The organism is Dietzia sp. oral taxon 368 (assembly GCF_002999155.1).
Classification (GTDB): domain Bacteria; phylum Actinomycetota; class Actinomycetes; order Mycobacteriales; family Mycobacteriaceae; genus Dietzia; species Dietzia cinnamea.
The window spans coordinates 927,160-947,083 of the sequence record NZ_CP027238.1; the positions used below are offsets into that span (position 1 = coordinate 927,160).

21 protein-coding genes are annotated in these 19,924 nt (G+C 71.6%); 10 read left to right on the forward strand and 11 right to left on the reverse strand.

The window, feature by feature from the left end:
- Positions 1–2: 2 nt before the first annotated feature.
- From C3V38_RS04400 to C3V38_RS04410, 3 genes are all read right to left on the reverse strand, one after another.
- Positions 3–749 (reverse strand): APA family fibronectin-binding glycoprotein, encoded by a 747-nt coding sequence (locus C3V38_RS04400; protein ID WP_106385169.1) that lies wholly within the window; start codon positions 747–749, stop codon positions 3–5.
- Positions 746–1,546, reverse strand: coding sequence for an alpha-ketoglutarate-dependent dioxygenase AlkB (locus tag C3V38_RS04405; RefSeq protein WP_106385170.1), 801 nt, complete (start codon positions 1,544–1,546; stop codon positions 746–748). Before C3V38_RS04405 ends, C3V38_RS04400 begins: the two co-directional genes overlap by 4 nt.
- A gap of 74 nt (positions 1,547–1,620) precedes the next feature.
- A complete protein-coding gene (locus C3V38_RS04410) occupies positions 1,621–3,045 on the reverse strand; it encodes an MFS transporter (protein WP_061914552.1) in 1,425 nt (474 codons plus the stop codon).
- Positions 3,046–3,545: 500 nt separating this feature from the next.
- Here C3V38_RS04410 and C3V38_RS17345 point away from each other — a divergent pair, with 500 nt between their 5' ends.
- On the forward strand, positions 3,546–3,740 hold the full coding sequence (locus C3V38_RS17345) for a hypothetical protein (RefSeq protein WP_129591165.1): 195 nt from the start codon (positions 3,546–3,548) through the stop codon (positions 3,738–3,740).
- A gap of 102 nt (positions 3,741–3,842) precedes the next feature.
- On the opposite strand, the gene C3V38_RS04415 is transcribed toward C3V38_RS17345, so the two are convergent.
- The gene (locus tag C3V38_RS04415; protein ID WP_061914549.1) at positions 3,843–4,727 is read right to left on the reverse strand and encodes an inositol monophosphatase family protein; all 885 of its coding nucleotides are present in this window, start codon (positions 4,725–4,727) and stop codon (positions 3,843–3,845) included.
- Positions 4,728–4,864: 137 nt separating this feature from the next.
- On the opposite strand from C3V38_RS04415, the gene C3V38_RS04420 reads away from it, so the two are divergent.
- The 5 genes from C3V38_RS04420 to C3V38_RS04440 are packed head-to-tail and all read left to right on the forward strand — an operon-like array spanning position 4,865 to position 9,385.
- Positions 4,865–5,509, forward strand: a complete 645-nt coding sequence (locus C3V38_RS04420; protein ID WP_061228522.1) for an ABC transporter permease — start codon at positions 4,865–4,867, stop codon at positions 5,507–5,509.
- Positions 5,506–6,702, forward strand: a complete 1,197-nt coding sequence (locus tag C3V38_RS04425) for an ABC transporter ATP-binding protein (RefSeq protein WP_106385171.1) — start codon at positions 5,506–5,508, stop codon at positions 6,700–6,702. Before C3V38_RS04420 ends, C3V38_RS04425 begins: the two co-directional genes overlap by 4 nt.
- Entirely contained in the window at positions 6,699–7,451 is a 753-nt protein-coding gene (locus tag C3V38_RS04430) for an ABC transporter permease (protein ID WP_070721630.1), read from the forward strand. Before C3V38_RS04425 ends, C3V38_RS04430 begins: the two co-directional genes overlap by 4 nt.
- Positions 7,448–8,440 carry a glycine betaine ABC transporter substrate-binding protein gene (locus C3V38_RS04435; protein WP_106385172.1) on the forward strand — a complete coding sequence of 331 codons (993 nt, stop codon included), beginning with the start codon at positions 7,448–7,450 and terminating at the stop codon, positions 8,438–8,440. The genes C3V38_RS04430 and C3V38_RS04435 overlap by 4 nt, the downstream gene beginning before the upstream one ends.
- 60 nt (positions 8,441–8,500) lie before the next feature.
- A complete protein-coding gene (locus tag C3V38_RS04440) occupies positions 8,501–9,385 on the forward strand; it encodes an alpha/beta fold hydrolase (RefSeq protein ID WP_232303034.1) in 885 nt (294 codons plus the stop codon).
- Between the two features lie 12 nt (positions 9,386–9,397).
- Here C3V38_RS04440 and C3V38_RS04445 read toward each other — a convergent pair whose 3' ends face one another.
- The 3 genes from C3V38_RS04445 to C3V38_RS04455 all read right to left on the reverse strand — a co-directional run bounded on the left by C3V38_RS04445 (position 9,398) and on the right by C3V38_RS04455 (position 10,692).
- The gene (locus tag C3V38_RS04445) at positions 9,398–9,721 is read right to left on the reverse strand and encodes a hypothetical protein (protein ID WP_106385173.1); all 324 of its coding nucleotides are present in this window, start codon (positions 9,719–9,721) and stop codon (positions 9,398–9,400) included.
- A 9-nt stretch (positions 9,722–9,730) separates the two neighbouring features.
- Positions 9,731–10,036 (reverse strand): MmcQ/YjbR family DNA-binding protein, encoded by a 306-nt coding sequence (locus C3V38_RS04450; protein WP_371412138.1) that lies wholly within the window; start codon positions 10,034–10,036, stop codon positions 9,731–9,733.
- A 227-nt stretch (positions 10,037–10,263) separates the two neighbouring features.
- A complete protein-coding gene (locus tag C3V38_RS04455; protein WP_106385174.1) occupies positions 10,264–10,692 on the reverse strand; it encodes a hypothetical protein in 429 nt (142 codons plus the stop codon).
- A gap of 140 nt (positions 10,693–10,832) precedes the next feature.
- On the opposite strand from C3V38_RS04455, the gene C3V38_RS04460 reads away from it, so the two are divergent.
- Positions 10,833–11,855 (forward strand): carbon-nitrogen hydrolase family protein, encoded by a 1,023-nt coding sequence (locus C3V38_RS04460; protein ID WP_232303033.1) that lies wholly within the window; start codon positions 10,833–10,835, stop codon positions 11,853–11,855.
- A gap of 36 nt (positions 11,856–11,891) precedes the next feature.
- On the opposite strand, the gene C3V38_RS04465 is transcribed toward C3V38_RS04460, so the two are convergent.
- Positions 11,892–12,782, reverse strand: a complete 891-nt coding sequence (locus tag C3V38_RS04465) for a cation diffusion facilitator family transporter (RefSeq protein WP_061914536.1) — start codon at positions 12,780–12,782, stop codon at positions 11,892–11,894.
- Positions 12,783–12,850: 68 nt separating this feature from the next.
- Between C3V38_RS04465 and C3V38_RS04470 the strand changes: the two genes are divergently transcribed.
- The 3 genes from C3V38_RS04470 (at position 12,851) to C3V38_RS04480 (ending at position 15,426) form a co-directional block, all read left to right on the forward strand.
- Entirely contained in the window at positions 12,851–13,285 is a 435-nt protein-coding gene (locus C3V38_RS04470) for an NfeD family protein (protein WP_061914533.1), read from the forward strand.
- A gap of 52 nt (positions 13,286–13,337) precedes the next feature.
- Complete coding sequence (locus tag C3V38_RS04475; protein WP_061914530.1) at positions 13,338–14,699, forward strand: SPFH domain-containing protein; 1,362 nt, start codon at positions 13,338–13,340, stop codon at positions 14,697–14,699.
- Between the two features lie 70 nt (positions 14,700–14,769).
- The gene (locus C3V38_RS04480; protein WP_061228533.1) at positions 14,770–15,426 is read left to right on the forward strand and encodes a TetR/AcrR family transcriptional regulator; all 657 of its coding nucleotides are present in this window, start codon (positions 14,770–14,772) and stop codon (positions 15,424–15,426) included.
- Positions 15,427–15,450: 24 nt separating this feature from the next.
- On the opposite strand, the gene C3V38_RS04485 is transcribed toward C3V38_RS04480, so the two are convergent.
- Genes C3V38_RS04485 through C3V38_RS04495 form a run of 3 tightly spaced genes read right to left on the reverse strand, consistent with a single transcriptional unit; the run spans position 15,451 to position 19,918 of the window.
- Positions 15,451–16,890: a TIGR01777 family oxidoreductase gene (locus tag C3V38_RS04485; RefSeq protein WP_061228534.1), complete on the reverse strand. Its 1,440-nt coding sequence runs from the start codon at positions 16,888–16,890 to the stop codon at positions 15,451–15,453.
- A 35-nt stretch (positions 16,891–16,925) separates the two neighbouring features.
- A complete protein-coding gene (locus C3V38_RS04490; RefSeq protein ID WP_082767679.1) occupies positions 16,926–17,702 on the reverse strand; it encodes a lipocalin family protein in 777 nt (258 codons plus the stop codon).
- Positions 17,699–19,918 carry an MMPL family transporter gene (locus tag C3V38_RS04495; RefSeq protein ID WP_106385175.1) on the reverse strand — a complete coding sequence of 740 codons (2,220 nt, stop codon included), beginning with the start codon at positions 19,916–19,918 and terminating at the stop codon, positions 17,699–17,701. The genes C3V38_RS04490 and C3V38_RS04495 overlap by 4 nt, the downstream gene beginning before the upstream one ends.
- Positions 19,919–19,924 lie beyond the last annotated feature (6 nt).

Sequence of the window (19,924 nt, forward strand, 5' to 3'; positions counted from 1 at the left end):
CGTCAGGCAGGCGCGCCGGGGCCGAGTGGCGCGTAGTAGCCCTCCTCCACGGGCCGCAGGCGCTCGACGATCTCGTCCGCCCACTCCGCGGTCGGTGAGGGCACGGTGCCGTCGCCCGGGCGACCGACGTAGGTGAGCCAGTAGCGCTGCGTGCCCTGACCGACGACCGCCGAGTACACCAACGCCCCCTCCGGGCCGACCACGTCCTGCGGGGCCGAGGGGATGACCCGGAACGAGACCGACCAGCCGTCGCCGACTCGGGTCGACAGCTCCTCGACCCGCTCGTCGACCGCCTGCCCCGGGACCGGGAGGAGGATCGGGCCCATTCCGTTGGCCAGGGTGATCGCCGCCAGCCGGTTGTCGCTCTCGCGGGGGTCGAACAGGTCCTCGGTGAGCCCGCCCACCAGCACGACTCCGTCGGACTGGGCGGGTTCTGCCCGCTCGGGGCTCATCGCGGTGCTGCCGAAGAGCAGTTCGCCCGACTCCGCACGCCAGCCCTCGGGGACGCGGATCACCAGCCCGGCGAAGGGGTCGACGTGATCGGAGCCGGCGGCCACCTGGACCTTCGGACTCAGCTGCCGCGCGGACGGCGCGTGCGTCCGGTCCGAGATCACCCATGTCGCCACGGCCGCGATCAGCGCCACCACCAGGACCAGCGCGATCGCCAGCGCGGCCCGGGCCCGGCCCGCGAGAGGGGACGCGGAGGGCCCGGAGGAACGGCCGGATTCGGACCTCTCTGCGGAACTCATCCGCCCAGCGTAGGTGGCCGGGTCATCCGCAGCGTGATGTTGACCCGCCCCGGCTCGGCGCCCAGCACCTCACGGCACCACGACGGCGCCGTGGAGTCGAAGACCTTGGGCACGCCGTGGAACGCCATCCGCGACGGCCCGCCGAACACCACCAGATCGCCCGACTCCAGGCGGACGTCGGTGTACGGCCGGCCGCGGTGCTCGGGCGTGCCGAAGCGGAACGTGCACGCGTCTCCCAGGCTGAACGACACGACGGGCGCGGGGCTCGCCTCGTCGCGGTCCTGGTGCAGGCCCATCGTCGCGCCACGGCCGTAGAGGTTCACCAGAGCGGCGTCGGGGGTGTAGGCGGGGCCCGGGACCGACTCACGGGCGCCGGGCTCGGCAGTGTGGGTCTGGGCAGTGTGGGTCTGGGCAGGGTGGGTCTGGGCAGGGTGGGTCTGGGCAGGGTGCGGCTCGTGATCGCCGCCGTCGAGGACCGCGGAGCGCGGATCGACCGCCGCAGCCGAGGTCAGCGCGGTTCGCGCGGCCCGCACGAGCCAATCGGGGATCGGCGGGGTGGCGGCGTCGTCGTCGTCATATCTATACGGCGACCAGTGGCGCCCCAGACTGAACGTCCGCACCGACATCCGCCCGCCGCCGGGTAGGACGATCGAGCGCGGCGCCGCCACGGCCGCCCAGTCCGCGCACGCCCGGAGGAGATACTCCTGCTGCTCGCGGCTCATCCAGTCCGGCACGTGCACCGCGCCCGGACCGAGAAGCGACGGCTCGCGGTGGACACCGAACAGTGGCTCAGTCATCGAAGAAGAACCCAGTCATCGAGGAAGAACCCAGTCATCGGAGAAGAACTCAATCATTGAAGATGAACTCAGTATCACCTGGTCGTGTTCTCCTCCCCCGGCTTCTGCGCGGTGATCGGCGCGGCGATGTCCTCGAGGGACTTCCCCTCCGCGTCGACGCCGAGGAAGATCTCGGCGATTCCGCCGATCGCCATGATGCCCGCCGCGAGGAGGAAGCCCAGGCCGACCAGTCCGCGGTCGCCGCTCTCGATGAAGTTACCGAACAGCAGCGGGCCGATTATGCCGCCGACGCCCGTGCCGATCGCGTAGAAGAAGGCGATCGCCAGCGCGCGGGTCTCCATCGGGAAGATCTCGCTGACGGTGAGGTAGGCGGCCGACGCGCCCGCCGTGGCGATGAAGAACGTCAGCGACAGCAGCACGACGAAGCCCCACAATCCACCCGTCTCATTGAGGAATACGAAGTACAGCGGCACCGTCACCAGCGCCGACCCGAGGTACGTGCCGGCGATCATCTTCTTACGTCCGACCTTGTCGAACAGCGGGCCCAGAGTGAGCGCGCCGAGGAAGTTGACGATCGCGAACAGGGCCAGTAGCAGCGGCGCCGAGCCCGCGTCGATGCCGTAGTAGTTCTGGTAGAGCGTGCCGAGGTTGAAGGTGATCCCGTTGTAGAGAAACGCCTGACCGATGAACAACGCGAGGCACAGGATCGCCCGCCTGGGATACTTCCCGAAGGCGGTCCTCGCGATCTCGCTGAAGGGGATCGAGGCCCTCTGGTGGATGGTGATCCGCTCGTCGCGGCCGACCTTCTCCAGCGGTTCGTCGGTCTCCTTCCGGATCTGCTTCTCGATCCTCTCGACGATCTCCTCGGCCTCGTCCTCCCGGCCGTGGATGAACAGCCACCTCGGACTCTCCGGGACATGCCGGCGGACGAAGATGATCACCACGCCCAGCAGCGCGCCCACGCCGAGCGCGAACCGCCAGCCCAGGTTCTCGGCGAACATCGCCGTGTTGAGGAAGAACAGCGAGTAGAACGAGCCGAACGTCGCGCCCAGCCAGTAGGTGCCGTTGATGAGGATGTCCACGCGACCGCGGTAGTGGGCGGGGATCAGCTCGTCGACCGCGGAGTTGATCGCCGCGTACTCACCGCCGATGCCGGCGCCCGTGAAGAACCTGCAGATGAAGAACATCCACGGCTCCACCGCGAAGGCCGTGGCGAACGTGGCGACGCAGTACACCACCAGGGTGAGCATGAACAGCTTCTTGCGGCCCCACTTGTCGGTCAGTCGGCCGAAGAACAGTGCACCCAGACAGGCACCGAAGATGTAGATCGACGCTGCGAGACCGATCTGGCCCTCCGTGATCGGCAGGCCACTGCCGGGCTCCACCAGGCGCGCGGCCAGTGAGCCGATGAGGGTGACCTCGAGGCCGTCGAGGATCCACACGGTCCCGAGGCCCACGATGATCTTCCAGTGGATCCCCGCCCAGGGAAGGCGGTCCATCCGGGCGGGTACGGCCGTCTTGATGGTGCTGAGCCGGCGCTTACGCCTGCGTGTGCCCGACCCTGACCCGGTGTCGGGGGACGCATCACCCCGGGGATGTCGCTCCATGACTAGGTTCTAGCCAACTGTGACCGGGGTCGCATCCGATCCGGGCGTCGGCGCGGCGGGAAGTCCGTGCGCTCTCCTCTACCTCCGGCACGCACTCCGGCACGGTCCCGTCGGCATCACCGACCCGGTAGACGGTGTCGTCGCATTCCTGCCCCCCGGACGCCCCGGAGCCCGACGCCGGGGTCGTGCTGCTCCACGAGCGGTTCGGCTTCACCACGTTTTCGACCCCACCGGGCGGGGCGACGGCCCACCGGCGTGGTGGATGCGAGCGGCCGCAGAGACCAACCTGCGGCGTTAACCCCCCTGACATGGGCAAGAACTTATGTTTGGTAGATTCTTAACGTCCCCAAAGAAACCGAGCCGAACTTCGGACGAAACAAGGAGAATCCTCAATGGGAAATCAAGGACTCGCGGCACTCAGCCTTATGCCCACCCTGTCCCTCACCGCGTTGATCCCCACGGCCGTCGGCCTGGTCACCTCGACCTCGTTCTGGGGCGCCGTCGCGCACAGCATGGGGATGCTTCCCCAGGAAGCCTTCATCCAGGCGGAGCAGCTGGGCATCACGCTGCCTCCCATGCCTCGCTGATTCAGGGGACTCTTAAGTAGTGCCTTCCGCGCCCCTCGACGTTTCTCGTCGGGGGGCGCGTCTGCGTCGTCGTGCCCTACCGGAGGGGCAGCTCCTCCCCTCTCACCGCTCCGGCTGCAGCACCGCCCAGGCCTGTTCGGCCAGCTCTGGCGTCGCCGCCGCCACGACGGTCCCGCCCTCGAGCGGCTGCCGGCCGTCCGGGCCCGTGATCACGCCGCCCGCGGCCTCGATGATCGGGATCAGCGCCACGATGTCGTAGGACTTCAGGTCGGCTTCCACGACCAGATCGACGCGCCCCGCGGCGAGCATGCAGTAGGCGTAGCAGTCCCCGCCGAAGCGCTGGAGGCGGACGCGGCGGCCGAGGTCGTCGTAGCGGCTGCGGACCTCGCCGTCGTCGCCGAACATCGACGGGTGCGTGGTGTACATGATCGCCTCGGACAGCTCCGTGCAGCCCGATACGCGCAGGTCGATGGCCTCCGGTCCGTTGGTGCGGCGCCGCACGGTGGCGCGCCCGTGGACGGCGGAGAACGTCTCGCCCAACACCGGCTGGTCCATCCAGCCCGCGACGGCGCGGCCGCCCTCCACCACGCCGACCAGGGTCCCCCACCCCGTCATCCCGGTGAGGAACGCCTTGGTCCCGTCGATCGGATCCAGGTACCACGTACGGGCGGCGTCGGCGGGACCGGTGAGGCCGTTCTCCTCCCCCACCACCCGGTCGCCCGGGGACATCGACGAGATCCCCGCGCGCAGGAGCTCCTCGATCGCACGGTCGGCCTCGGTCACGGGATCGTAGCGGTGCCCGTTTCCGCCGACGGCCGCGCCGTTCGAGTCCGCGGTGCCCGTGCCCGCGCCGCCCTTGTCCGTGGCGGCCAGCGCCGCGAGGTCACCGTAGAAGTGCCGGCGGGCGATGCGGCCGCTCGCGGCGAGGAGTTCGTCGAGGTGCTCCGTCAGGTCGGGATCCAGGGGACGGGTGGGCCGTGGCGTCATGTCTACATGGTGCACGACCGCACCGCGCCGCCACAGCCGATCCGGGAGTCGGATATCCCGACTCCGCCCTCTACAGGTGCGGACGGGGCTAACGTGGTCGCACCCGTACCGCGCCGACCCGACAGAGCCGAGATGCGATGACCGCCCTGATGGACTTCCTCTCCACGCGCCGCCTCCAGCTGGCCACGGACTCATGGCAGCACGTCAGCGCCACGGTGCAGGCGGTGCTGCTGGCGACGCTGCTGTCGGTGGCGATCGGCGTGGCCGTCTACCGCAGCCGGTCCGGGTCGGCGGTCGCCACCGGCCTCGCCGCCACGGCGCTCACGGTGCCGTCGTTCGCGCTGCTCGGCCTGCTCATCCCGGTGCTGGGTCTGGGCGTGCTGCCCACCATGACCGCGCTGGTCATCTATGCCGTGTTGCCGATCCTGCGCAACACGATCGTCGGCCTGGACGCCGTGCCCGCCGCGACCGTCGACGCCGCGCGCGGGGTGGGTATGAGCCGGATCGGGGTGCTCGCCCGCGTCGAACTACCGCTGGCGTGGCCGTCCATCCTCGCCGGGATCCGGATCTCCACGCAGATGTCGATGGGCATCCTCGCGATCGCCGCGTACGTCAAAGGTCCGGGGCTGGGCAACCTCATCTTCGCGGCGCTGTCGCGGGTCGGCACGCCCACCGCGCTGCCCATGGCGCTGACCGCGACGGTGCTCATCGTCGTCCTCGCGCTCGTCCTCGACGCGCTCCTCGTCCTGCTCGGACGCCTGACCATCAAGGGGAACCAGTGACCAGTACCGGATCGACCACCACCGAGTCCGTCTCCGGCGTCCCGATCGTCCTGGACGACGTCACCAAGATCTACCCCGGCCAGGAGCGGCCGGCGGTGGACAACGTCTCGCTCGAGCTGCCCGCCGGCCGGACCACGGTGTTCGTGGGGCCGTCGGGCTGCGGCAAGACCACCACCATGCGGATGATCAACCGCCTCATCGAGCCGACCTCCGGCACCATCACGATCGACGGTCAGGACAACCGCGGCCTCGACGCCGACACCCTGCGCCGCTCCATCGGCTACGCCATCCAGGCGTCGGGGCTGTTCCCCCACATGACCGTCGCGCAGAACGTCGGCACGGTGCCGCGGCTACTACGGTGGAAGAAGGCCCGGACCCGGGCCCGCGTGGACGAGATGCTCGAGCTGGTCGGCCTGGACCCCGGGGAGTTCCGCGACCGCTACCCCGCGCAGTTGTCGGGCGGCCAGCAGCAGCGGGTCGGGGTGGCCCGGGCGCTGGCCGCGGATCCGCCGGTGCTGCTCATGGACGAGCCGTTCGGGGCGGTCGACCCCATCACGCGGGCGTCGCTGCAGGACGAGTTGGTGCGGCTGCAGGACGAGCTGCGCAAGACCATCGTGTTCGTCACCCACGACTTCAACGAGGCGGTGAAGCTGGGAGACAGGATCGCGGTGCTCGGCCCCGGGTCGTCGGTGCTGCAGTTCGACACCCCGGAGGCCGTCCTCACCAACCCGGCGGACGACACGGTGAGCGGGTTCATCGGTGACGACGCCGCGCTCAAGACCCTCACCCTCCGGCGCGTGGGTGACGTGGACCTGGGAGAGGCGACGACGGCGAGGGCCTCGGACGACCCGGCCGAGTTCGCCACCCGGTTGCGCGGGTCCGGCGACGAGTGGGCGGTCGTGCTCGACGACGCGGGCCGGCCCCTGCGGTGGGTGCGCGGCGACACGGTGGCCCGGATGCCCGATCTGCGGTCGGGCGGACTGCCGGTGGTCGGGTCCGTGACGGTGGACTCGTCCCTCCAGGAGGCGCTCGACGGGCTGCTGTCCACGGCGAGCGCCACCACGGTGGTCGTGGACCGCGACGGGGTGTACCGCGGCACCATCGGCATCGACGACCTGGTCGCCGAGCTGCGGCGCATCAACCACCGGCACAACGACGAGGGCCGGGTCCCCAGCCAGAGCGGTCGGGCATGAGCGCGCCCGCTGCCGTGGCCCGCGGCGGGTCGGCGAGGTTGTGGGTGCAGCCGCTGGTCATCGTGGCCGCGGCGGTCGGGGTGCTGTGGTGGGCGTTCTCCCGCGAGCTCGACGAGACGCAGCGGGCCTCGCTCAACGCGGCGTCCCTCACCCAGCGGACGCTCGAGCACGTGCAGATCACGGTGACGGTGGTGGGGATCGTCGTGGCGGTGGGTGTTCCCCTGGGGATCCTGCTCACCCGCCGGCGGACGCGGTTCCTCGCTCCGGTGGCGGTGGGGTTCGCCAACATCGGGCAGGCTGCGCCGGCGATCGGGCTGATCGTGCTGCTGTTCCTGGCGACCAACCGGACGGGCTTCTGGATCGGGGTGCTGCCGGTGGCGGTCTACTCGCTGCTTCCGGTGCTGCGGAACACCATCGTGGGGATCCGCAACGTCGACCCGGCGCTCATCGACGCCGCGCGCGGTCAGGGGATGACGAGCGCCCGCGTCCTGCGGTCGGTCGAGCTGCCGCTGGCGGTGCCGTTCATCCTCGCGGGGCTGCGCACCACGCTCGTGCTGGCGGTGGGCACGGCCACGCTGAGTTTCCTGGTGGACGCCGGCGGGCTGGGCATCTTCATCGACACCGGGTACCGCCTGCAGGACTACACGACGCTGGCCGTGGGCTCGGTGCTCGCGGTGTGTCTCGCACTGTTCGTCGACTGGCTCGGCGAGGTCGGCGAGCTCCTGTTCAACCCGAAGGGGCTGCGATGACCAGCACGAGAACCTCGCCCGTCAGACGCCTCGCCGCCGCCCTGCTCACCACCGTGCTGCTCGCGACCGGCTGCGGCCTCAACAACGGCGGGTCGGTCCCGCTGCCCGTGTCGCCAGGTCCGGCCGGCACGGTCCCCGAGCTCGAGGGCGTGCGCATCACGGTGGGCGGCAAGGACTTCACCGAGGGCGTCATCGCCAGCTATCTCGTGGAGTTCCTCCTCGCGGCGGCCGGCATGGAGGTGTCCGACATGTCGTCGCTGGCCGGGTCCAACAGCTTCCGGCAGGCGCTGGTGACCGGGCAGGTCGACATCGGTATGGAATACACGGGCACCGCGTGGATGAGCTACCTGGGCAACTCCGAGCCGATCCGCGATCCGCAGGGGCAGTGGGAGGCGGTGCGCGACGCCGACCTGGCCGAGCACGACCTGCGCTGGCTGCCGCCCACGACCGTGGACAACACGTACTCGTTCGCCATGAACCGGGCGACCGCCGAGGAGACCGGGGTGCGGACGTTCTCGGACTACGCCGAGCTCGTCCTCACCGACCCCCAGTCGGCCGTCACGTGCATGGAGACCGAGTTCTCGGTGCGCCGCGACGGCTGGCCGGGGCTCGCCGAGGCGTACGGGTTCGACGCGGCGGCCGTCCCCACGCCGATCATGCAGCCGGGGATCATCTACCAGGCCACCTCGGTCGGCCGGGAGTGCCGATTCGGCGAGGTCTACACGACCGACGGCCGGGTCAAGGGCCTCGACCTGGTGGTCCTCGAGGACGATCAGCGCTTCTTCCCCGTCTACAACCTCGCGACCGTCGTCCGTGGCGAGGTGCTCGACGCGTACCCGCAGATCGAGGACGTCCTCGCGCCGCTGGTGGACCTGCTCACCAACGAGGTGATGGTGGAGATGAACATGCGCGTGGACGTCGACGGCGAGGACCCCGCGCTGGTCGCGCGGGACTTCCTCGAACAGGAGGGATTGGTGTCCGTGGACTGACGCGGATGCACCCGGCCGCCGGGTGCCCCACAATCAGGACACGACCCCAGGAGGTTGCGCGTGACCAGGAGGCCTATCGGATCGCTGCCGCGGGTGGCCACGCGTGTGCCGCGGATGGTGCCGGACCTGTCGCTGCTGCCGCCGGGGCGGATCGTCTCGCTCGCCGACGGGGTCACCACCCGCGTCCACGACACGGGCGAGGAGCACCTCACGCCGGTGATCCTCCTGCACGGCATGGCGGCCACGGGGATGCTCAACTGGTACCAGACGTTCGAGCGGCTCCGCGGCGAGCACCGGCTCATCACCTTCGATCAGCGCTGGCACGGCCACGGCTTCCACGGCGAGTTCACGTTCGAGACCCTCGCCGACGACGTACTCCGGGTCGCCGACCACCTCGAGCTGCCCGCGCCCGTGCTGGGCGGGTACTCGATGGGCGGGATCGTGTCCCAGCTGGCCGCGCGCCGCGACCCGTCTCGCCTCGGCGGGCTGGTGCTGGCCGCGACCGGCACCGGCGCGCGGCGCAACGCGATCGAGAGGATGTCGCTCGGTGGCCTGACGCGCTCCGCCCCGTTGCTCAACGCGGTGCCGGAGGAGGTCGGCGAGGTCGTGGAGGAGGAGGTCGACGACGAGGTACTCCGGCCGCACGCGTGGGCCCTGCGCGAGTTGTCCTCGGTGTCGTTCGCGACGCACCGCAACGTCATCGCGCAGGTCGCGGGTTTCAACTCGACGTCGTGGCTGCACGAGCTCACGCTGCCGGTGGCCGTCGTCAAGACCACCCGGGACCTGGCGTTCCCGCAGTGGGTGCAGGACGAGATGGCCGACCTGCTGCCTCACAGCGCGGTGTTCCCGGTCCACGCCGGACATGCCGCGTGCGCGACGCACCCCGGGGAGTTCGCCCGCCGGATGCGCACGGCGATCGGCTGGGTCGTGTCGAACCTCCGCTGATCGCGCCGGCCCCTACAGCGCCGAGTACCGCACCGCGGTCACCACGAACACGACCAGCGCGATCGAGCCCAGCACCTCGCCCCACAGCCCACGCCGCGGGTTGGTGTCCTCGTTGGTCAGCCACCCGGTCGGCCAGCGCGCGAGCAGGCCGAACGCCACGGCCATGAGCCCGGCGAGGAACGCGATGATGTTGAGCAGCGGCACCCAGGACAGGACCAGCGAGCCGACCCCCAGGAGGAGCGCCCGGGTGCCCAGATCCATGTCGCCGGGCGAGCGCTTGCCGCCGGACGAGCGCTTGCGCGGCGAGGCGGCGTCGGAGCGGGGGCGCAGCGGCATGCGGCCAGCCTAGTCGCGCGAGCGACCGCGCTCGTCGTCGAGACTAGCGACCCGCCGGGTTCCCGCGGTCTGCCGGTACGAGGATTCGACGAGCTCGGCGACCTCGTCCCAGTCGGGCCCGGGGCCGCCGCCGTCCGCTCCATCGTCCAGAGGCAGCGCCAGCCACCCGGCCGGCCCGTAGTACGCCGGGACGTGGAACCGCTCGTCCTGCTCCAGCGCCGCGCGCTCCCCCGGATCCGGCAGGAACAGCAGCGCCCGGGACAGGAGCGGGTCCGCGTGGTCGCCCTTGACCGAGCCGCCATACACCGCGAACACCTTGGTCGTGTATCAGTTGGGGCGTCCGTGCGAGATCTTCTCGGCGGCGTCGGGCAGCGCGAGGCACACCTGCCGCAGCCGCGCCAGCAGCGGGTCCGCGGCGTCGAACATGATCGGGTGGCCCACACCGCCGAGGATACGACCGCCGGCGGCCCGGGCCGGGGCGAACGGCGCACAGACCCCGCCGGGCCGGCCGCGCCCGACCCGCGCTCGGCCTCCGAACTGACTCAGCCCATGAGCTGTCCCGAGACGAACCCCGCGAGCAGCACTGCGAACCCGCCGATCTCTCCGAGGATGAGCGCCCCCATTCCGAGGTGCAGCGCGGCCGAGGGCCGCTCGAACTGGTTGGTCGTGTCCTTCAGCGCGCCGTGGAGGATGTAGCTGCCGATCGCCACGAGGAAGAAGAACACCAGCACGCCGGCGGCGGTGAGGTTGACCCAGGTCGGCCAGCCGCTCAGTTCGACGAACACGGCGATGAGCAGAGTCGCGAACGAGTACAGCAACGACGCCCGGTGCGCGATGTCCACGTACGGGTGTGCGACGTGGCCGGGGCTCGTGGCCATCTGGCGGTACTTCCACACGCCGAGGAACAGCGCCAGCAGAAAGACGAGGCCCGCCGCGAGGAGGGTGAGCAGGGTGTCGATGCCGAGTTCCATGGGTCCTTCCGAAGAGCACTTGACAATGCGCGGGGATTTGTATGATGACGACCATAGGGCAGGTCGCTGACCTGCGCGCTCGTTCGCGGTCGGTCCGCGTTCACGCTCGATCCATGTTCGTGCTCACTACAGGAGGTCCGATGTCGGGTCAGGTGGTCCGCGCCGCGGCCGTGCAGCTGGAGGGCGTGCCGGGTCGCGTCGACCTCACGCTCGGCCGGCTGGAAACGATGATCGTCGAGGCCGCCGAGCGGGGCGCGCGCCTCATCGCGGTGCCCGAGTTCTGTACATCGCCGCTGCCGATGCGGGCGGAGGTCCACGACGCGGTCCTGCCGCGCGAGAACGTGGCGGTGGACATGTTCCGTCGCCTCGCCGCGCGCTACCACCTCACCGTCGGTGGGTCGATGGTGGTGGCCGACGACGACGAGGTCTACAACCGCTACCACCTGGTCGAACCCGACGGGACCGTGCACACGCACGACAAGGACCTGCCGACGATGTGGGAGAACTGCTTCTACACCGGCGGCGACTTCTACCGCGACGGCAGTGACGACGGCGCGTTCGAGACAGCACTGGGCGGCGTGGGGGTGGCGAGCTGTTGGGAACTCATCCGCACCGGAACCGTGAGCAGACTCCGGGGACGCGTCGGTGTCGCCGTCACCGGCACGCACTGGTGGACGGTTCCGCGGAACTGGGGCAGGCTCACCGACCGCGCACTGGGCCCGCTCGCGGAGTACAACCGCCGCCTCTCGGAAGGCGCACCGACGGAGTTCGCCCGCCGCCTCGGCGCACCGGTCCTACAGGCCTCGCACTGCGGGTCGTTCCGCACCGATTTCCTCCTCGCTCCCGGGACGACCGTGTCCGTGCCGTACGAGACGGAGTACGTCGGCGCCACGCAGATCGTCGACGCCTCCGGCACGGTGCTCGCCTCCCGGCGGGCCGACGAGGGCCCCGACATCGTCTACGCGGACGTCACTCTCGGGACCCGAGAGCCCGTCCTGCCGCTCGAGGAGCGGTTCTGGATCCCCGAGTTACCACTTCTCCTGCGCGGTTACTGGCACCAGCAGAACGTCGTGGGCCGGAGCTACTACCGGCGTCGCGGCCGCGCGGCGGGCCTGCAGGCGGCGGGGTTGCGGGCAGCGGAGCCGCGGGAGACGGCGGGGTAGCGCCGGACGGCCGACGGGCGGGCCACGCGACGCGCTCTACAGGTGCACGTCGTTGTAGGCCCGCTCGTCCTCGATCGGCTCGAGGTGGGTGGTGATGTGCGAGTTGGGCAGGGCGGCGTGGATCTCCTGCTCCACGGTCTCCACCAGGTCGTGCCCGCGCTCGACGGTCCACCGGCCCGGCACGAGCGCGTGGAACTCGACGAAGCGCCATTTGCCCGACTCGCGGGTCCGCAGCTCGTGGAAGTCGACGCGGCCGGGCTCGCGGTGCCGCTCGAGCACCTCCTCGATCAGCCGGTTGTCCTCGTCGGGCAGGGTCGCGTCCATCAGGCCCATGCCCGACTCGTGCACCAACCGGTAGCCGATGAACAGGATGTTCAGACCCACGCCGATCGCCACGATCGGGTCGAGCACCTGCCAGCCGGTCGCCCACGCGAGCCCGAGACCCAGAACCACGCCGACGGAGGTGATGACGTCGGTGAGCAGGTGCTTGCCGTCCGCCCGCAGAGTCGGTGACCGGTGGCGGGTGCCCGCCCGCACGAGCGCCAGACCGACGACCCCGTTGAGCGCTGCGGCGACCACCGAGATCGCCAGGCCGACGCCGAGCGCCTCCAGCGGGGTCGGATTGATCAGCCGCTCCACACTCACGACCAGGATGAACGCCGCGGCCACGAAGATCATCGCGCCCTCGACACCCGCCGAGAAGTACTCCGCCTTGGAGTGCCCGTACTGGTGGTCGTCGTCGGCCGGCCGCTCCGACACGCTGATCGCGCCGAGCGCGATCACCGCCGCCACCAGGTTGACCACGGACTCGGCGGCATCGGACAGCAGGCCCACCGAGCCGGTGACCCACCACGCCCCGACCTTGAGCGCGATGGTGACGATCGCGGTGGCCACCGAGAGCCAGGCGAACTTCTTCAGAGTCGACACGTTCCCAGAGCGTAGTCGCGTGCCGAGAGTCCACCTGCCGACCGCCCGTTGTCGGTAGGGTCGGTGTCATGCACGTGGGATTCGCCTGGCTGGGGGCAGCGGTTCTTCTCGCCGCCGGAGAGGCGGCGGGCGGAGAGCTGTTCATGCTCATGCTCGCCGGAGGCGCCCTCGGCGGTTCGGCCGCCGCCTTCCTCGGCGCACCGGTGTGGGGTCAGGCGCTGGCGTTCGCGCTCGTCTCGCTCATCCTCGTCGTCGGTGTCCGCCCGCTCGTCCGTCGGCGCCTGCTCAGCACGCTGCCCGAGCACGACACCAACACGGCCGCCCTCACCGGTCGCGGCGGCACGGTCGTCGAGGCGATCGGGCCGTCCGACGGCCTGGTCGAGATCGCCGGGGACACCTGGACGGCGCGACCGCTGATCGAGGGCGAGACGTTCGAGGCCGGAGACAAGGTCCTGGTGCACCAGATCGAGGGGGCCACGGCGATCGTCGTGCGCGGCCTATGAGTTCGAGGCCTCCCAGCAGCAGCCGATACGCACGACTCAACCGGAGGTACCCATGGGTGGCTTGATCTTTCTCGCCGTCATCGTCGTCCTGATCGTCTCGGTGGTGGTGAGCTCGGTCAAGCTCATCCCCCAGGCCGAAGCCGCGGTCATCGAGCGGCTCGGCCGCTACCAGCGCACCGTGAGTGGTCAGCTCACGCTCATCATCCCGTTCATCGACCGCGTGCGCGCCAAGGTCGACCTGCGTGAGCGGGTCGTGACGTTCCCGCCGCAGTCGATGATCACCGAGGACAACCTCACGCTGAGCATCGACACCGTCGTCTACTTCCAGGTCACCGACCCCAAGTCGGCGGTCTACGAGATCAACAACTACATCATCGCCGTCGAGCAGCTCGCGACCACCACCCTGCGCAACGTGGTGGGCGGCCTGACGCTGGAGCAGACGCTCACCAGCCGCGACATGATCAACAAGCAGCTCCGCGGCGTGCTGGACTCGGAGACCGGCCGGTGGGGACTGCGCGTCGCCCGGGTCGAGTTGCGCTCGATCGATCCGCCGCCCTCCATCCAGGACTCGATGGAGAAGCAGATGCGCGCGGACCGCGAGAAGCGCGCCACCATCCTCACCGCCGAGGGGCAGCGCGAGGCCGCCATCACCACCGCGCAGGGCGCCAAGCAGGCCGCGATCCTCGACGCGGAGGGCAACAAGCAGGCGGCCATCCTCGCGGCCGAGGCGGACCGGCAGTCGCGCATGCTGCGCGCGCAGGGTGAGCGGGCCGCCCGCTACCTGGTGGCCGAGGGGCAGGCCGCCGCGATCGCGCGGGTCAACGCCGCCGTCAAGGCCTCCAAGCCGACGCCGGAGATGCTGGCCTACCAGTACGTGCAGAACCTGCCCGAGATGGCCAAGGGCGACGCGGCCACCATGTGGATGATCCCGTCTCAGTTCGGCGACTCCCTGGAGACCTTCGCCAAGGCCGTCGCCAAGAAGGACGACGACGGGGTCTTCCGCTACGAGCCGTCGGACGTCGACACCGACGCGGATCTGCCCTCGGCCCCCGACGAGTGGTTCGACACCCGGACCGATCCGGAGATCGCCCGCTCCGTGGCCGCCGCGGAGGCCGCCGCCAAGGGCGCCACCTCCGTGATGGACGAGGAGCCGCGACGGGACAAGCCCAGGCCCGGCGTGTTCGACATGGTGCCGGAGTCCGAGGGCGGCGCCGCCCCCGACGCCCCGTCGAGCCGGGAGACCCAGGCGATCGACGGCCCGCGGGGCGCCGCGCCCGGTCAGCCCGGCTTCGACCAGAGCGGGCAGGGCGCCCAGGGCTACGACCCGGCCTATCAGCCGGATCCCGACCAGCGGTGGGGCCAGGGCCAGCAGGGCGGCTATCCCGTCGACGGCGGCGATCAGCCTCCGCGATAGCACAACCCCGGCGGGCCCCCGACACCCCGTTACGGGCAGCCGCCGCGGCCTCACGTCCTAACATGAGGGCGTGACTCGTGACAGTGGCCGCGGTGGTGTCCGGACGCCGGAGGCGGAACCGGACGCCGAGGACGTCCGTCTGATCGAGACGGCGTCCGCGGTGTTCGCCGAACGCGGGATCAAAGGGACCAGCACCGACGACATCGCGCGGGCCGCCGGCGTCACGCGGGTGACGCTCTACCGTCGGCTGGGGCCACGGGACGACATCCTGCGGGCGATCTACGCGCACGAGGCGCAGCGGCTCATGATGACCGTCAACGCGCGGTACACGCCGTTCGAATCCCTCGAATGGGACCCGGTCCGGCACGTCGAGGACCTGCTCGTGGGCACCGTCTTCGACATCCGCCAGAACGAGTTGCTGCGTCGGATGATCGAGAGCGACAAGGTCGAGGCCATGGCGATGCTCGCCGGTCAGTCGGATTCGGTGCTCGAGACGATCATCGAGATGCTCGCGCAGTTCGTGCGCAGCACGTGGAACGCCGACGTCCACACGCGCCACATGGAGCCCGACGAGGCCGAGCAGCTCTCGCTCGAGGTCGCCTCCGTGGTCGGCCGCTTCCTGCACTCGCTCGTGGTGATGCCGGACGGCCCGCCCGTCGTGGACTCCGAGGAGCAGATCCGGGCGCTGGCGCGCCGGGTGCTCGTGCCCATGATCCTGCAGCGCTGACGCTACAGCGCGGTCGGCACCTCGCTACAGCGCGGCCGGGACCTCCTCCGCGCCCAGTTCGTGCGCGAACGCCGCGCGCAGCGTGCGATGCCGGAAGTGGTGACCGGCGTCCGTGAGCGTCCGCGGCAGGATCCGCTGATCGGCCAGGGCCAGTTCGTCGGCCCCGCGCTCACCGAGCAGGACGGCCGGCGCCCACCCCGGGACGGGGACGAGAGTGGGGCGGCGCAGGACCGAACCCAGGACGCGGGTGAACTCGGCGTTCGTCACCGGCTCGGGGGCCGTGCCGTTGACCGCCCCCGACATCGTGGGGTCGACGATCGCGCGCAGGTAGATGTCGGTGAGGTCGTCCAACGAGATCCACGACATCCACTGTCGGCCGGAGCCGATACGGCCACCGAGCCCCGCGCGCGTCAGGGCCGCCAGCGGAGGCAGCATCCCGCCGGCCCCGGACAGGGCGATGCCGGTGCGGACGGAGACGACCCGGGCACCGGCCTCGCGGGCGGGGTCGCAGTCGCGTTCCCAGTCGACCACGATGTCGGCGACCGGCCCGGTCCCCGGCGCGGAGTCCTCGGTCAGCTGCTCGTCACCGCGGTCGGGGCCGTAGTAGCCGATGGCCGAGGCACAGACCATGGCGGTGGCCCCGTTGCGGGCGGCGACGAGCTCGGCGAGGCGACGCGTGGGGCCGACGCGGCTGTCGCAGACCCGTGCGACGTGACGATCGGTGAACCGGCCCGCGATGGGTGCGCCCGCCAGGTGGACCAGCACGTCCACGCCGTCGAGCAGATCCGGGGCGGGGGCCTCCGGATCCCAGCTCCGCTCCGACCCGCCACCGCGTCCGTCCCGGGCGACGCCGCCCTCGTCGTCGTTGTCGTCGTCGTTGTCGCCGTCGTTCTCGCCGACCGGTCCGCGCACCAGGCGGATGACGCGGTGGCCGGCCACGCCGAGCAGGGCCGTCAGGGCCGTGCCCACCAGTCCGGAGGCACCGGTCACGGCGACCGTCACCGGCGCGCCGCGGTGGCGGTCGATCGCGGCCAGGTCGGCGGCCATCTGCCGGTACCGGTAGGCGAACACGGGGGCGAGGGCCCCGCCGGGGACGCGGGCCTCGACCCGGTCGCCGAGGAGCGCTTCACCGTCCGGAGCGGCGGTGACGGTGTGCGTGTGGACCCAGCCGGTCGCGGCGGCGTAGGGCTGCGACACGCAGCGGTCGACGAAGCGCTCCCCCTCCACGTAGCCGGCGGGATCGTGCCGGGCGTGCCACCGGGGACCGAAGCGCCTGCCCAGCGGGCCGGGCAGGGCCGTGCGCGGCTCGAGCACCGCGAGGCCGTCCCGCAGGGACGCCGCCTCCCGGACCGGACGCAGCGGCATGAACGGCGGGGACAGTCGGCGGAACGCACCCGGGGAGGCGAAGTAGCGCCACGCCTCCCCGGGCGTCGCGGCGACCGTGCAGGTCAGGTCGATGCTCATCGGTCACTCATCCGTGTCGATGTGGGTCGTCTGCGTCAGGGCAGGAGGCACAGCGGGGAGGCGTCGCCCCGCCCACCGGCCATCGGGACGGTGAGGAACGCGCAGGACCACCAGCCGCGGTCCTCGATGACGTCGCGCACCGTGGCCCACTGCCCGGCGTCGAGCGCGGGCTCGCGGCTGAGGACGAAGCCCGACGAGCGGGTGGGATCGCCGACGATCGCCAGCGAGTAGTCGTCGGCGAGGTAGGTGATCCGGTAGTTGACGGGTCCGGCCTCGTCCTGGAACGGGACCATCGGGAAGTTCACCCGCAGGGAGGCGTTCGTGTCCGTGTCGCGGACCTTCGCCTCGCCCTCGATCACCGAGTCCGAGCTGATCGCCGAGCCGCAGCTGTTGCGGACCGAGACCGTGCCGGGCGCGGTGACCGCGTACTCGGCGCGGGTGTCGTTGGTGCACTGCAGGGTGTACGGCTGCGGGATCGCGGCGACCTGGAACCACTCCCCCGCGTAGCGCTCGAGGTCGACCGACTCGACCTGCGAGAGCTCGGGGCCGCCGAGGGATCCGAGGGCCACGCCGTCGGGCAGCAGCTGCGAGGACCCGCCGCCGAGGCGGCCGCCGTCGGTGAGGTCCTGCGCGCCCGCCGCCGGGGCGGCGCCGAGGCCCGCCGCGAGCAGCGGGGCCACGGCCAGCGCGGTCACGAGCCCACGGAGGCGGGAGGAGGGGCGGGAGACGCGGCGGGAGGCGGGGCGCCGGGTGCGGTCGGCCGGGGCGTGGGCGCCGGCGGCGGGGGCGTGGGTGCGGGCGGTGGTGCTCATGCGCGGATCTCCTCTGTGTGGCGGGGGGTGTCGGAGTCGGGGCCGGCCGGGTCGGGGCCGGTGGTTCCGGTGCCGTCGGCGGTGTGGTCGGCGCCGGCGACGCGGCGGTGCCCGCCGCGCGGATCGCCCGGCCACCAGACCTTGTCCCCGACGAGGGTGAACAGCGCCGGGACGACCAGGGTGCGGACGATGAAGGTGTCGAGCAGCACGCCGAGGGCGACGATCACGCCGACCTGGGTGAGCACGATGAGCGGCAGGACGCCGAGCACCACGAACACCGAGGCGAGCACGATGCCGGCCGAGGTGATGACCCCGCCGGTGAGGGCGACGGCGCGGACCATCGCCTCGCGGGTGGCGTGGGTGCCGGCCTCCTCGCGGGCCCGGATGGTGAGGAAGATCGAGTAGTCCACGCCGAGGGCCACGAGGAACAGGAAGCTGTACAGCGGCACCGCGACGTCGAGGCCCGGGAAGCCCAGGATCTGGGTGGTGACGAACGTGCCGAGCCCGAGCGCGGCGACGGACGACAGCGCGGTCGCGGTGAGGACCAGCAGCGGCGCGACGAACGACCGCAGGACCAGGATGAGGACCAGGAACACCACGAGCAGGATGAGCGGCGCGATGAGGGTCAGGTCGCGAATGTTGCCCTCGGAGGTGTCGACGGCCTCGGCCACCGACCCGCCGACGAGTGCGTCCGAGCCCGACACCGTGTCGACCGCCTCGCGCAGGGCGACCACGCTGTCCTCGGACCGGTCGGTGGCGGGGGCGGCGTCGAGCACGACGGTGACGCGGCTCCACCCGGTTCCCGATTCCCCGGCGGGTCGGGCGGAGACGACGCCCTCGACGCCCCGGGCGGCCTCCGCGACCCCGGCCTCGGTCCCGGTGCGGGTGAGGACGGTGACCGGGTCGGTGACACCGGCCGGGAAGTGCTCGGCCGCGGTCTCCAGACCGGCGGCGGACTCGGACGCGGTGCGGAACTGCTCGGTCTGGCTCAGGCCGACGCGGGTGCCGACCAGGCCCAGCGCGAGGACCGCCAGCAGCAGAACGCAGGACACCAGCACCGTGACCGGGCGCTTCACGACGCGTGCGGCGATGCGGCCCCAGACCCCGGGGGGCACCTCCTCGTCGAAGCCCTCGGGCGTGGCGGGCTCCGAACCCGCCTCGTGGCGACCGTGGTGCCGGCCCGGGCGCGGGATGAACGGCCAGAACAGGCCGCGGCCGCACACCGCGAGGGCGGCGGGCAGCGCGACGAGCGCGTAGACCAGCGCGACGAGAAGGCCGACCGCCGCGGACAGGCCGAGCGAGCGGTAGTTGGGCAGGGTCGCCAGCAGCAGGGTGAGCAGGGCGAGGACGACCGTGATGTTGCTGGCGAGGACGGCCGGGACCGCGCCGCGGTAGGCGTCGCGGAGTGCGGTGCGGCGGTCCCGGGTCCTGCGCAGTTCCTCGCGGTAGCGGGAGACCAGCAGCAGGGCGTAATTGGTGCCCGCGCCGAAGACGAGGACGGAGACGATGCCGGAGGTCGAGGCGTCGACGGTGACGCCCGCGGCCTCGCCGACCGACGAGACGAGCAGAGCCGCGACCCGGTCGGCGACGCCGATGATGAGCAGCGGAACCAGCCACAGGACCGGCGAGCGGTAGGTGATGATGAGCAGCACCGCGACGACCAGAGCGGTGGCGGCCAGGAGCCGGAAGTCGGCGCCCTCGAACGCGGCGGCCGTGTCCGCGGCGAACGCGGGGCCGCCGGTGAGCTGCGCGCTCAGACCGTCGTCGAGCCCCGCGACGACGACGGAGCGCATCTCCGCGACGAGCTCACGCCCCTCGCCGCCGGAGATGAGCGACGCGTCGACGGGCACGAGCACCAGAGCGGCGGCCCCGTCGTCCGACGGGATCGGACCCTGCGGCGGGGTCCCCACGACCTCGGACATGCGCTCACCGGCGCCGACCGCGGCGGCGATGCCCTGCGGGCCGAGCTCCGCGCCGTCCTCGCGGGTCACCACGAGGACCGCGGGCACCGAGCCGGAGTCGGGGAACTCCCGCTGGATCTCGGAGACGAGCGCGGCCTCGGAGTCGTCGGGCAGGGTCCGCGGCGCCTCGGACGAGCTCTCCGACGAGGCGAACGCGAACACCGCCCCGCTCACCAGCAGAACCGCCACCAGCGTCACCCAGGCGGAGACCCGACCGGTGACGACGCCCACCCACCCTCCCGCCGACCCTGACATCTCCGC